Origin of the sequence: Metabacillus sp. 84, from assembly GCF_050107715.1 — a bacterium.
Lineage (GTDB): Bacteria > Bacillota > Bacilli > Bacillales > Bacillaceae > Metabacillus_B.
Window position 1 is genome coordinate 71,767 of record NZ_JBNILN010000005.1, and the last position, 11,913, is coordinate 83,679.

16 protein-coding genes are annotated in these 11,913 nt (G+C 43.4%); 6 read left to right on the plus strand and 10 right to left on the minus strand.

The window, feature by feature from the left end; all coding sequences use genetic code 11:
- Positions 1-31: 31 nt before the first annotated feature.
- The 5 genes from ACQCV8_RS10960 to ACQCV8_RS10980 all read right to left on the minus strand — a co-directional run bounded on the left by ACQCV8_RS10960 (position 32) and on the right by ACQCV8_RS10980 (position 3,853).
- Positions 32-892: a PPK2 family polyphosphate kinase gene (locus tag ACQCV8_RS10960; protein WP_426844669.1), complete on the minus strand. Its 861-nt coding sequence runs from the start codon at positions 890-892 to the stop codon at positions 32-34.
- A gap of 555 nt (positions 893-1,447) precedes the next feature.
- Positions 1,448-1,972 (minus strand): NAD(P)H-dependent oxidoreductase, encoded by a 525-nt coding sequence (locus tag ACQCV8_RS10965; protein WP_426844670.1) that lies wholly within the window; start codon positions 1,970-1,972, stop codon positions 1,448-1,450.
- A gap of 2 nt (positions 1,973-1,974) precedes the next feature.
- Positions 1,975-2,625, minus strand: coding sequence for an SDR family NAD(P)-dependent oxidoreductase (locus ACQCV8_RS10970; RefSeq protein WP_426844671.1), 651 nt, complete (start codon positions 2,623-2,625; stop codon positions 1,975-1,977).
- Between the two features lie 48 nt (positions 2,626-2,673).
- Entirely contained in the window at positions 2,674-3,108 is a 435-nt protein-coding gene (locus tag ACQCV8_RS10975; protein WP_426844672.1) for a MarR family winged helix-turn-helix transcriptional regulator, read from the minus strand.
- 163 nt (positions 3,109-3,271) lie between these two features.
- Positions 3,272-3,853: a LysE family transporter gene (locus tag ACQCV8_RS10980; RefSeq protein WP_426844902.1), complete on the minus strand. Its 582-nt coding sequence runs from the start codon at positions 3,851-3,853 to the stop codon at positions 3,272-3,274.
- Positions 3,854-3,969: 116 nt separating this feature from the next.
- On the opposite strand from ACQCV8_RS10980, the gene ACQCV8_RS10985 reads away from it, so the two are divergent.
- The 3 genes from ACQCV8_RS10985 (at position 3,970) to ACQCV8_RS10995 (ending at position 6,635) form a co-directional block, all read left to right on the plus strand.
- The gene (locus ACQCV8_RS10985) at positions 3,970-4,524 is read left to right on the plus strand and encodes a helix-turn-helix domain-containing protein (protein WP_426844673.1); all 555 of its coding nucleotides are present in this window, start codon (positions 3,970-3,972) and stop codon (positions 4,522-4,524) included.
- Between the two features lie 69 nt (positions 4,525-4,593).
- Positions 4,594-5,943, plus strand: a complete 1,350-nt coding sequence (locus ACQCV8_RS10990; protein WP_426844674.1) for an MFS transporter — start codon at positions 4,594-4,596, stop codon at positions 5,941-5,943.
- Positions 5,944-5,990: 47 nt separating this feature from the next.
- Complete coding sequence (locus tag ACQCV8_RS10995; RefSeq protein ID WP_426844675.1) at positions 5,991-6,635, plus strand: ArsR/SmtB family transcription factor; 645 nt, start codon at positions 5,991-5,993, stop codon at positions 6,633-6,635.
- Between the two features lie 30 nt (positions 6,636-6,665).
- Here the strand turns inward: ACQCV8_RS10995 and ACQCV8_RS11000 are convergent, their stop codons facing one another.
- Positions 6,666-6,989, minus strand: a complete 324-nt coding sequence (locus ACQCV8_RS11000; protein ID WP_426844676.1) for a winged helix-turn-helix transcriptional regulator — start codon at positions 6,987-6,989, stop codon at positions 6,666-6,668.
- A 114-nt stretch (positions 6,990-7,103) separates the two neighbouring features.
- Here ACQCV8_RS11000 and ACQCV8_RS11005 point away from each other — a divergent pair, with 114 nt between their 5' ends.
- Positions 7,104-7,598 (plus strand): lactoylglutathione lyase family protein, encoded by a 495-nt coding sequence (locus tag ACQCV8_RS11005; protein WP_426844677.1) that lies wholly within the window; start codon positions 7,104-7,106, stop codon positions 7,596-7,598.
- A gap of 134 nt (positions 7,599-7,732) precedes the next feature.
- Here the strand turns inward: ACQCV8_RS11005 and ACQCV8_RS11010 are convergent, their stop codons facing one another.
- The 3 genes from ACQCV8_RS11010 to ACQCV8_RS11020 are packed head-to-tail and all read right to left on the minus strand — an operon-like array spanning position 7,733 to position 9,940.
- Entirely contained in the window at positions 7,733-8,248 is a 516-nt protein-coding gene (locus ACQCV8_RS11010; RefSeq protein WP_426844678.1) for a GNAT family N-acetyltransferase, read from the minus strand.
- On the minus strand, positions 8,232-8,858 hold the full coding sequence (locus ACQCV8_RS11015; RefSeq protein ID WP_426844679.1) for a hypothetical protein: 627 nt from the start codon (positions 8,856-8,858) through the stop codon (positions 8,232-8,234). Before ACQCV8_RS11015 ends, ACQCV8_RS11010 begins: the two co-directional genes overlap by 17 nt.
- Before the next feature lie 41 nt (positions 8,859-8,899).
- Entirely contained in the window at positions 8,900-9,940 is a 1,041-nt protein-coding gene (locus ACQCV8_RS11020) for an IS1595 family transposase (RefSeq protein ID WP_426844680.1), read from the minus strand.
- Positions 9,941-10,110: 170 nt separating this feature from the next.
- Between ACQCV8_RS11020 and ACQCV8_RS11025 the strand changes: the two genes are divergently transcribed.
- Positions 10,111-10,581: an AraC family transcriptional regulator gene (locus tag ACQCV8_RS11025; RefSeq protein WP_426844681.1), complete on the plus strand. Its 471-nt coding sequence runs from the start codon at positions 10,111-10,113 to the stop codon at positions 10,579-10,581.
- Between the two features lie 49 nt (positions 10,582-10,630).
- Here the strand turns inward: ACQCV8_RS11025 and pdaA are convergent, their stop codons facing one another.
- Positions 10,631-11,410, minus strand: a complete 780-nt coding sequence (gene pdaA / locus ACQCV8_RS11030) for a delta-lactam-biosynthetic de-N-acetylase (protein ID WP_426844682.1) — start codon at positions 11,408-11,410, stop codon at positions 10,631-10,633.
- Positions 11,411-11,538: 128 nt separating this feature from the next.
- Here pdaA and ACQCV8_RS11035 point away from each other — a divergent pair, with 128 nt between their 5' ends.
- A complete protein-coding gene (locus ACQCV8_RS11035) occupies positions 11,539-11,859 on the plus strand; it encodes a hypothetical protein (RefSeq protein WP_426844683.1) in 321 nt (106 codons plus the stop codon).
- The last annotated feature ends 54 nt before the right edge of the window (positions 11,860-11,913 follow it).

An 11,913-nucleotide genomic window follows, 5' to 3' on the forward strand; every position in this document is an offset into this window, starting at 1 on the left:
AACGGAGGAACGAATTTCGTTCCTCCTCTTTTTATTCGTTTTCCAGCTTTTCAATATATTCATCGAGCTTTTTCCGGTTTTCATCTGAAATCTGCGGAAATTGCGGGTCGATTTTTTCCAGGCATTCGATCATGGTTTTGGTAATGATATAACGGGAGTGCCATTCATCATCTGCCGGAAGGATATACCACGGGGCATATTCTGTAGATGTTTCATTCAGCATGTCTTCAAAGATATTCTGGTAGCTGTCCCAATGCTCTCGTTCTTCCACATCGCTGAAGGAAAACTCCCAGTTCTTTTTCGGGTTTTTCATTCGCTCCAGCAGTCTGTTTTTCTGCTCTTCTTTTGACATGTTAAAGAAGAATTTAACGACTTCAAATCCGTTTTCCACAAGGTATCGCTCAAAGTCATTGATTTGCCGGTAGCGCATGGACCAGATTTCTTCCTCGTCCTTATCTTCCGGAACGGTTCCTTCCTCCAGCAGATCGTGGACTCTCGGGGCAATGACATCTTCGTAATGCGACCGGTTTAGAATACCGATCTGTCCTCTTTCCGGAAGGCCTTCACGAATTCTCCATAAGTAATCATGGTTAAGCTCAGTTTCTGATGGCTTCTGAAACGAAGTCGTCTTTAGGCCCTGGGCATTCAAGTTGGAAAAAATGTAGCTGATCGCCTCATCCTTTCCGGCTGCGTCCATCGCCTGCAAAACAACGACAATCCCTTTTTTCCCTTCCGCATGAAGGCGCCAGTGTAAATCCTTCAGCTTATTCACACTCTCAGGAATGAGCTGAGGCCGCAGCTCCTCTTCACTGTATCCGTGGTCCTCCACAGTGGCATAATGAGGCAATCTGATTTTTTTATCGCCTTGAATTTGATATCGGTTAACGTTCATTGGCCCCTCCTGCTCGTTCGTACTTATCTTCTCATTTTTACCCATGTCCCGGGGGGCGCAAACTAAATGGGGTGAGCGTAATCCTTGTCGAATCCTGTTGAAAAGTCGATATATTGGATTTTCGGCCGATTTATTGCAATCTTAACCGATATCCTGTGATTTCGGTCGATATATTGAAATCTTGACCGATATCCTGTAATTTCGGTCGATATATCAAAATCTCGGCTGATTTACTAGAATTTCGGCCGATAAACTCAACTCTTTTCATCCCCAAACAAATCTGGGCACCTTCAGAGAAAGGTACCCAGTTACATTCTTCTATTTTTTTAAACTAGCATCAGATAACGACTGAATAGAGTCCATTAAACTGCTCCGCAATGCTTTTTTCAGGATGGCCTTGCGGCTGCGCTTACCTTTCCGCTTTTGATAGGCCCATTTTAAAACGCCGAAACACATGAACACGCCCTCCTTCTACTAAATACTATATGATATGAGGGTTGTACCATTTTTGTTCAGGCTATGAGTGGAATTTGCCATTTTAACTGAAATTTCCTCTTATCTTGCAGCCGTCAAGTAGGCAGCCAGCTGATCTGCACTCTCTTTAATCTGCTCTGGCGACATCGTCCGGACCCCTTGCGCGAGGAAGGCCGGCAGGATTTTCATGCCGGTCAGATTCGCCATCGCTTCGAACGGCTTGAGCAATTCGTTCATGCTGTATTTGTTGTAGCCGCCTGCCTGATACGCTTCCCTCGGTCCGCCGGTTGAGGTGGCAATGGCGAATTCTTTCCCGTGCAGCTTTGTCCCTTTTGCTCCATAAGCCCAGCCGTATGTCAGGACCACATCCTGCCACTCTTTTAAGATGGCCGGACTGCTATACCAGTAGAAAGGGAACTGGAAGATGATCCGGTCGTGCTTCAGCAGAAGCTCCTGTTCTTTTTCTACATCGATCTTGAAATCCGGATACGCTTCATATAGATCGTGAACGGTAATGTCTTTCTCTTGGCTAAGCCTGTTTTTCCAAGCGCGGTTGACAGTTGAAGCCTCTAGATTTGGATGTGAAGAGATGACTAATGTTTTCATCTTTATTGCTCCTTTTCATACATGATTTCAAGATCTTTCCGGCTTTCATACATGCTGTAGATGGCTTGGGCAATATTTTCAGCGGAGAAGCCGGTTCCTTCCTCTACAAAACCTTTAATGGTCAGCGTGCCGACATAGATCCCTTTTGGGCTCAGCTCTTCATGAAGGCTGTAGGCCAGGCTGCGGGTTCCTGCTTTTCCGATAGCCAATGATGAATAGTCCGCGTAAGGGTAAAGCGCCAAGCCTCCGCCTGTAAGCAATAGTGCTCCTTTTTCCATGTGCGGCAAGATTTCCTGCACGCTGGCAAGGGCCCCGGCTACGTTCACTTTAAAATCCTGAATGAGCTGATCGCCGGTTAATGTGGTTGGTTTGCCAGGTGTTCCTTTCGCAGCGTTGTATAAAAGGACATCGATTGCTCCAAACGTATTTACCGCTTCATTTATAGCCGATTTTAGAGAGGCAGCTGAAGAAACGTCTCCCGCAAATCCTCTCGCTTTTATCCCCTCATTATTCAGTTGATTCTCATATTTGAGCAGCGATTCCGCATTACGGGAAATCATCGCAACGTTAAAGCCTTCTTTGCCGAATTTCTTTGCTGCAGCTAAGCTGATCCCCGGTCCGGCACCAACAATTAGTATCGTTTTTTGTATCAAAATAATTCCTCCAAACATTTGTATATGCAAATGAAACAACAAAAAAATTTATTTCTCTTTTTCAAGCTTTAAGCTGGATTCATGCAGCATCCGGCTCAAATCAAGGCTGAATTCTTTTCCGAGCAGGCCGGAGTACGATTCAAAAAGCTCTTTCAGTGAAGTCCTGAACTGTTTGTAAACTTCCTCTCCATCCTCAGTTAAAGAAATCATCGATTGCTTTCCTTCCATTTTTCTCAGAACAAGCTTTTGTTTCTCAAGCTTGTCGATGAATCTCGTGCTCGTGGAAGGGGCAATGGATAATTTTTTGCACAGCTCTTTTTGAGTAATTTCAGGATGAAATTTAATCGTCATGATCATATACAGATAAGAAGGAGCCAGATCGCCAAAATCAAAGATCTCCTCTGCAAGCTTATTCATGTTTCTCGCAAAGCGGCTCGCCGTAAAGTACAGACAGTGAATGAGTACCTCTTCTTCTTGATTCATTGCATCATTCCTCTTTTCATTTGCATATACAAATTAACATGCTGGGTACTAAAAGTCAATCCTTATGGATGGTGAAAAACAGACCTCAAGACTTGCCGGAACGTGCGAAAAATCGCCTATCGTTTTACACCATTCCACTGAAAAAAGGAGCCGATCAGGTCCTTTAGATAAGGATGGTTACCGCACTATACATCAGCAGCAGTGCCATCAGAACATTGAACTGCATGCGGTATTGATGCAGCACCTTCTGGAAAACGGCACCGAAAAAGGCCCAGAGGATGGTTGCCAGAAAACCGAGAAAGGCGAGGAACAGCGAGAAAAACAGATAGCTTGCCGGTGATGCATAATAGGGAAGAATAAAGGTCGAAATGACAGTAATTCCGTAAAGAATCAGCTTTGGATTGATGAATTGCAGCATCATTCCCGCTGTAAAGGAAATGTTTTTCGGGTTGGAGTTGTCCTTGCCGCCGGGTTTGCTTTTCAGGATCTGAAAGGCGAGGAACAGCATGTAAGCGGCACCAAGGATGGTCATAAAAAATTCGACCTTCGGCAGGTATGTACCAAGCAGCATGTTAAAAGAACTGCAGGCGAGCAAAATCAGGAAACAGCCAGCACCAACACCGAGACAAAATTTGAAGGTCCGCTTAAATCCGTACTGATTGGCGAACGCCATCGCCATGATGTTGTTGGGGCCCGGGGTAAAGGACGTTACGAACGCAAAAACGAGAAAAGAAACGACTGACAAAATCTTCATCCCCCTCAAGTTGTGTGTTAAAATGACTAAAACGGTCTATATAACGATTTATATTATATTGTACATTATGGACGTTATATTGTACATCAGAAAATAGGAGTGTTTTTGTGGAGGAATTAAATCTTATTCTCGCAAGAAATCTGAAAGCCATTAGAGATGAGAAGAAATTAAGTCTGGAGAGGGTGGCAGAGCTTACGGGTGTGAGCAAAACGATGATCGGCCAGATTGAGCGTGGTGGATCGAGCCCGACTATCACGACCGTTTGGAAAATCGCAAACGGCCTGAAAATCTCTTTTTCCTCCTTAATTCACGAAAAGCAGCCGGACACGGAAGTGGTCCAGAAAAATCGCGTGAACATGCTTTCCATCGATAACGGCAGATACCGGGTCTTCCCCTACTTCCCATTTGAGGATGAGCGGCGCTTTGAAATGTACAGCGTGGAAATCGATCCGGAAGGAAATTTGGATTCAGAATCCCACAATCCCGGAACGGAAGAGTTCATCACGGTCTTTGACGGCGAGCTTACAATCCGGATTAAACAGCAGGAACACACCATCAAGTCAGGCGATTCCATTCGTTTCAAAGCTGATGTTCCACACAGTTATCACAATCTGGGTGAACAAAAAATCCGGTTGAGCATGGTGATTTATTACCCAGAGTGAGGATTGTCTGCACGTAATAATGCTTGTATATGTAAGATTTGAAAAAGCTGTCCGGTGCTGGCAGCTTTTTTGTTTTTTTGTCGAACGAAAAAGTGCAGGAAATCCTTTCCTAAAATTCAGCTTACCGTTAAAATTAATTTTAACGGTAAATATTATTTAAACGGGGTGGTTATTCTGCAAAATGCCAAAGTAAACGAAAGCATCGTTTCTGTACAGCCTAAACTTTTTACGCATCGTCCATTTGTAATTGTCTGGATGACAAGTATTCTAACGGGACTCGCTTTTTCCATGTTCCTCATTTCTCAAACATGGTTCGTCATCAGCGAACTGAATGCTCCTTCCAGGCTCGGTGCAGTCATGCTGCTGATGGTCATTCCCCGGGTGCTTCTCATGGTGGTTGGAGGGGTTCTATCCGACCGGTTCAGCCGTACACGATTAATCTCGATGGTGAACGGGACCCGCGGCATCATGATCGCGGGGATGGTGGTGCTTCTCATCACCGGCCATTTGAGTTTTCTTCTGCTTTGCCTGTTTGCAGTTATTTATGGGATTCTCGACGCCTTCTATTGGCCTGCCAATCAATCGCTGCTGCCGGTAATCCTTGAAAAAGAACAGCTTCAAAGAGCCAACTCCCTCGTTCAGACATCGAACCAGCTCTCCTTATTCCTAGGTCCTGCCACGGCCGGTTTTATGATCAAATGGGGTTCCTTCCCACTCGTTTTCGGTTCGGTTTCCCTGCTTCTTGTTGCAGGAAGCCTGCTGATTAGGAGGGTTTCAGAACCGGGGAACCACCTGCCTGAACCAAAAAAATCTCCATCAGCAGATCTGAAGGAGGGCATTGCTTATGTAAAAAGTGTTCCTTATCTCACTCTTGCGATGTTTATGTCCGTCTCTATTAATTTCTTTCTCACGGGACCGCTTACCATCGGGATTCCGCTGCTGGTCGATCAGAGTCTGAATGGTGATGTACTCTATTTGAGCTTTCTCGAAAGCTCCCTAGCAGCCGGAATGATTACCGGGGCTCTGCTGGTTGGGAGCCTGAATATACGGAAAAAGCGTCCCATCGTTTTCCTGTGGATGATTTTCCTTCTTTCTTTAAGCAATATGCTGTTGAGTGTAATGACGGAACTGTGGCATGGAATGGCAGTTCTTCTAGTCAGTGGAGTGACACTTTCCATCTGCAACATCCTATCCCCATCACTTGTGCAGGAAATGACAGAAAATCAGATGATGGGCCGTGTTCAAAGCCTGATGGCTACTGCTTCGATGGGATTTGTCCCGCTTTCTCTTGGCACTGTAACTATCCTGCTTGGCTTCGGCTTTTCCATCCAGTCTTTAATTGTAGTCTCTGCCATTTTTATGGCTCTGTTTGCCTTGATCATTCTTTGGAAAAGCAAAACCATCCGCCTCATTGATTAAGAAACTATGGTATTCTTTTTACAACAGACTGATAGGTGGGATGGTACGTGGCGGAAATTCGATCACTTTCACTGGAAATGATGAAAATTTTATCCGATCCGCGCAGACTGCGGATTTTAAATGCAGCGTCAGAAAGACCGATGACGGTAAAACAGCTGGCAAGCCTTCTTGGGGAACAGCCTTCCCGGCTTTATTATCACGTTAAGAAGCTTGAAGAAGCAGAACTGCTTGAGATGACCGAGACAAAACAGCTCGGCAACCTTGTTGAAAAATACTACAAGACGATTAACTCAGAGAACATCATTTACCGGGGAGATCTGCAGGCGCAGGCGAGTGAGCCGGAGCTTTCCCTCGCCCTTAAGCACCAGCTCCTCTCTCCAGCCTTACAGCTTTATGAAAAATCGCTTGCTAAAATCAGGGAAGAAAAGAGAAATGGGCGTGAACTCACTGAAATGCCCTATCACGTCAATTTCAGTTCGTCCAGCCGCCGGATGACCGCGAAGCAATGGAGGGAAACCACAGCTGGCCTCATCTCGGCACTTGGGGTAAAAAGAGAATCCGAAGAACCGATCCATCAGCCGTTTAAAAGCGATGAAGAAGCGGAAAAGTCCGGAACCTACCAATACGTTTTGATCAGCTACCGGATTGAAGATGCGGAGGAGCTGGGATTCATTGAAGAAAAGGAAGACTAAAAAACCCAAGCATCCGCTTGGGTTTTCCCTTTATCCGCCATTCTCTGTCCCCCACCGGTGCATCTCCTTTAAGACCGGCATCAGCGTTCTCCCTTGCTCCGTCATCGTGTACTCAACTCTTGGCGGAACGGTTTCATACGGCGTCCGGCTGATAAACCCGTCTTCCTCCAGCTCCTTTAACTGCCGGCTCATTACTTTATCGGCGACCCCGGGAAGGAGCGTGCGGATTTCACCGTACCGCATGGTGCCATCCACTCCAAGATGCCATAGGATGACTGTCTTCCACTTTCCGCCGATTTTCCTCAGTGTATATTCAATCGAGCATTTCAGCTTGCCCTCTTCATTTACCTGCATACTCTCACGTCCTTCCTTACCTTAAGGTAAGTTTCCCACAAAAAAGTGCCTTCTTACTAATTTTTTAGCGGCTGTCTATAATAAAACCATACTCATTCAAAAGGAGGAAATACAATGCTTCCATATCCAAAATCTTTTTCACATATCGGTCTTTCCGTCCCTGACCTGGACAAGGCTGTTCAATTTTACACCGAGGTTCTCGGCTGGTATGTCATCATGGAGCCGTCTGATGTAGAAAACGACGACTCTCCAGTAGGACAGATGTGCCGCGACGTGTTCGGCAATGACTGGGACAAGTTCCGCATCGCCCATCTCGCAACCGGTGATAAGATTGGCGTCGAGCTGTTTGAATTCCCGCAAAACGAAAAGCCCGAGAACAACTTCGAATTCTGGAAAACCGGCATCTTCCACTTCTGCGTACAGGACCCTGATATTGAAGGGCTTGTCGAAAAAATTAAAGCACACGGCGGCAAACAGCGCATGCCGATTCGTGAATACTATCCTGGAGACAAGCCGTACAAAATGGTCTACGTTGAGGATCCATTCGGCAATATTTTTGAGATCTATACACACAGCTACGAGCTGACATATTCCCAAGGTGCCTATTAAGCAATCAGCAGTCCTTTTCCATTTGGAATCGGGCTTTTTTTTATAGCTCTGTTAATCTTTGATGTTGATATTTAGTAAAAAAAAAGAGAACTTTCCTGGATGAAGAAGTTCTCTTTTTTTTATATAAACGACCGTTATATTTTACGGCGATATCTGAATGAAATATAGTCTTCATCTTCATTATTATCAAAGCTGTCTTGCTCTGTTTCAAACTGAAAGCCTCTTGCCTCATAAAAAGGAATGCCTTTCATATTCCCTTTTGAGACAGATACCCACTGTTCAGTTGCTCCTTTGCTTTTTTGTAATTCAGTAAGGACTTGTAAAAGCTGAGTTCCTATTCCTTCTCCTCGCCGATTAGGGTCTAAATAAAGTACGAATACCTCGCCCTTATCTTTATCAATTAATCCTCCACCTATCGCTCCAACTACTTTTTCACCTTCTAAAGCTATAAAATAACCATTCCAACCATCATTAGAGTGTAAAACCTCTTTATGGACTCTATCATAATTATAAAATTCACTTATAATTCTTTCTATGTATTCTAATGAATGTGTATTTATATAAGTAGCCCTATAACCGTCTGAACAAACTTTAATGATACCTTCAATATGTTGTATATCTGCTTTTTTTACTTCAATCAAAAATTGCACCCTCTTTCTGAGTATTTCTGAATATTGGCATTGCACTATTTTGAACAAAGTTACAAAGCTCGGGGTTAGAAAGCAAATTTGACAATTCCAATAAATATAAGTAATGGTCATCACTTGAATATTCATCAATAGGAATACCTTTATCAATCATTTCTAACAAAAAAGATGAAAGAAGAATTTCAACGGTGAGATTTTCCATTTCTTCAAAATACTTTACGTTAAAACCAGCAAAAACTTTTTGCTTGATATCTTTAACATTCTGTATGACGTGTTGTAATTTTGACATTGGAATATTAATCTCCATTAATTTATGGCAGTATTGATCAGGGTTTTCTACTATCTTTCTACCCTTATAATCATAAACGTAGTAGTAGTTTTCCTGTTCGTCTAAATTTTGTAACACCTTGGTCAATAAGTAATATTTATCAGTAAGTTCTGTTGTTAATTGCGACTTTTCCTTTCCTACTAACAGTGTTAGATTAATCGGATTAGGAATGGTGATAGAGTGAATAGAGAGAGATAAAGATGTTATTTTTGTTTTAATAATCGGATTGTTTAAATAATCATCTTGTAGTACGCCTTTATAAATGGCAATAAGAAAATGATTCATTCGTAAAAACTCCTTTCCCTTTTAAGGTAAACCAAAACGAATTATTTGGTAAATTCTGATAATCTAAGTTTATCATAGGTCGCATTCATCGAGAATAAACAACTTTCAACAATCATTTTACTTACCGTTGTATCATCATTTTTATGCTTAATTTGATCCAGAAATTGAAACCAACTCAAATAATGGTCGAGGTACTTCGTTGCCACACCATTAAATCGGTTTAACCAACCCTTTAGACGACTGTGATAACTATTTACATTTTGAATATGATAAACCCCTCGAACTCGTTCCTTACCATCTGATTTAAATCGGTAATGCTCAAGTCCTTTTTCTTTTGCATAAGTCATAAATGCCCGCCAAGCATCTGTACAGAGAACATTGGTAGGAGTAAGTTTAGAACCGATTGCTTCTTCCAACCGAGTTTTTACGATCCGTCCCTGACCAACCACTTTCGAGTATGTAGCCTTCTGGCGGTCTCTTGCCACAAGAACACAGACTTGTTCTTTACTGATGCCTCGTTGTGAAGACGATCCACCTCGTTTTCGAGCTTTTCGACCTTCCACTTTACGTTTTCCTTTTTCAGAGTACAGAAAATAAGTCTCGTCCATTTCTACGATACCTTCAAATTGCTCAAAGTCCATCTCTTTAATTGCTGATAAGAGTTTATGCCTCCAATAGAACAAAGTTACATAGTGAACCTTTAAAAGCTCTGCTGACTTACGTAATGAATAGCCTTCAATCATACATTGAACGAACTCCAACCATTTGTGAGGATGGTGAGTACGATATAGGGGGGTGTTTGTCACATCAGTAAACGTCTTCCTGCACTCTTTGCAACGATAACGTTGACGTTCAAGAGTGCGGCTACCCATTTTGACATAATATTTACCGAAACGAACGGCTTTATTGGAATGACAATGAGAACAAGTAAGCCCATCTTTATGTTTTCGTTCAGATACCTCTTTAAATACAGGTTCACTTGTAGAATAGGATGCAAGAGATTTAGTGAAGAACTCTTTTAGACGGTATTGGTCTGCTGTACTTAACTTAGCAATTTCTTGGATGATATCCTTCAGTGCCATTCTTAACAACTCACTCTCATTCTAATTTGTATCCATTATAGAACAAGGGTTCGCTTTTTTCAAATAACAACATAGCTGTTTAACATAGCTTTTTTTATAAAAAAAAGGGATGGCAAGAGCCGGTGTCAAAAAGATACAATGGGACCATTTTCATTTTAGGAGGCAAAGGGATGGACATCGCAATAAAAGAACTGCCTGAATATGAAGTTGCTTTTATAAGGAGGACCGGAAGCTATTTTGAGCCGCAAGAGCATTGGGGGCAGCTGATCGATTGGGCAATCAGCAATGGTTTATATCCCCCTGAACAGTCATTCATAGGAATATCATTGGACAATCCGGATACGGTTGAAAGGAATAACTGCCGCCACGACGCCTGTGTGACGATTCCGGATGGATTCGAAAAGGAGAAGCATCCTGAAATGCAATTCAAGCGGATGAATGGAGGAGATTATGCCCTCTACCCTTTTTATGACATCCCTCCAAAATTGAAGGATGCCTATCAGTTTATGTACGGAGAATGGCTGGTAAAAAGTGATTACAAGGCAGATCCTGACCGGTACAATCTAGAATTTAATTTGAATAACCCATCCGAAGATCCAGAGGGAAAATGCAGAGTGGATTTATATATACCGATAAAATAAAAATGCTCGGCCCGAATTTGGCGCCAAGCATTTTTTTAATCGTCCATTTTCACATCGGCAGCTCCGATTTCTCCACCATCAAATCATCCAGGCTCTTAAACCGGTAGCCCTCTTTCTTTAAATCCTGGATTACCTTCTCAAGTGCATCGGCGTTATCCTTTGAAACCGTATGCAGCAGCAGGACTGCCCCCGGATGGATCTGGCTCATAATGCTGTCATAGGAATAACGCCAGCCGCGCTGCGCATCGGTGTGCCAGTCTACGAATGCAAGGGACCAAAATACCGTTTGATAGCCATACTCACTCGCAAGCGAAAGGACTCTCTCACTGAAAACACCGCGGGGAGGACGCAGATAATGCGCTTCCTGTCCAGTCAGTTTTTTCACCCGCTTGCTTACGTTGTCAAGCTCTGCTTTCAAACGAGCATCCCCGACTGCGGTAAGGTCCGGATGAAACCACGAATGATTGCCGACGATATGGCCTTCCTTCGCCATCCGCTGCACTAAATCCGGCTGGCTTTCAAGAAAATGGCCGGTGACAAAAAAAGTCGCCGGAACATGCTCCTTTTTCAGCACATCGAGTACCTTCGGGGTATACCCATTTTCATAGCCGTTATCAAATGTGAGATAAATGTCTTTTTTATTCGGATTTCCCATGTAGAAGGAACCGTATTTTTCCAATAGATCCTCCCGATCCTTTTCGATCCTGGCCGGCATGTGGTTCTTGCTTTTTTCAAAGCCCCAGTTGATTGGAGCATTGGAGACGGCATAGGCAGAATTCGGGAACAGCAGCAAAATGGCGAGCACCGCACTCCACATTCTTTTGCCCATTCTGATCACTCCTTTTTAAACGCTTTGTCCTATAGGGTGTACAACCTTTTCCTAAAACATTTACATAAAAAAAGATAAATGTTGTCCCATTCTCTGCATAAAATGATGGGGAAAAGGAAAGAACGAAGATGGAGCGAAATCTAAAAGCGAGGTGCAGCATGGAGAATCTTCACTTTGATCTTCCCATTGGTTTGTTGGGAGTATGCGGAATTGCTGGTTTCCTTCTGATAATGGCAGGAGTTCGTCTTTACTCAAAAGCGGAGCGGACAAACGCCATCCCCGTTGCGTACATCGGTTTGTACCTAGCGTCTATTCCAATCCTGGACGCCGCCTCCATTGTCAAAAGGACATCAACCTTCTGGGATTTAACACAACTCGTGCTGCTGAGCGCAGCCGTCATGTGGCTTTCGTTTTATAAACCAAAAGAAAGAAGCGGCAAGGATGCCTGAATGGGGCATGCTTGCTTTTTTTTTGGCAAAAACCTTGGTCCTATATAGTTGTCT

Excerpts from the sequence above, each read along its gene's own strand:
- ACQCV8_RS10965 (WP_426844670.1), bottom strand. The coding sequence starts at position 1,972 with ATGAAAACATTAGTCATCTCTTCACATCCAAATCTAGAGGCTTCAACT.
- ACQCV8_RS11025 (WP_426844681.1), top strand. The coding sequence starts at position 10,111 with ATGGACATCGCAATAAAAGAACTGCCTGAATATGAAGTTGCTTTTATA.
- ACQCV8_RS11020 (WP_426844680.1), bottom strand. The coding sequence starts at position 9,940 with ATGGCACTGAAGGATATCATCCAAGAAATTGCTAAGTTAAGTACAGCA.
- ACQCV8_RS11005 (WP_426844677.1), top strand. The coding sequence starts at position 7,104 with ATGCTTCCATATCCAAAATCTTTTTCACATATCGGTCTTTCCGTCCCT.
- ACQCV8_RS11015 (WP_426844679.1), bottom strand. The coding sequence starts at position 8,858 with ATGAATCATTTTCTTATTGCCATTTATAAAGGCGTACTACAAGATGAT.
- ACQCV8_RS11000 (WP_426844676.1), bottom strand. The coding sequence starts at position 6,989 with ATGCAGGTAAATGAAGAGGGCAAGCTGAAATGCTCGATTGAATATACA.
- ACQCV8_RS11035 (WP_426844683.1), top strand. The coding sequence starts at position 11,539 with ATGGAGCGAAATCTAAAAGCGAGGTGCAGCATGGAGAATCTTCACTTT.
- ACQCV8_RS10960 (WP_426844669.1), bottom strand. The coding sequence starts at position 892 with ATGAACGTTAACCGATATCAAATTCAAGGCGATAAAAAAATCAGATTG.
- ACQCV8_RS10975 (WP_426844672.1), bottom strand. The coding sequence starts at position 3,108 with ATGAATCAAGAAGAAGAGGTACTCATTCACTGTCTGTACTTTACGGCG.
- pdaA (WP_426844682.1), bottom strand. The coding sequence starts at position 11,410 with ATGGGCAAAAGAATGTGGAGTGCGGTGCTCGCCATTTTGCTGCTGTTC.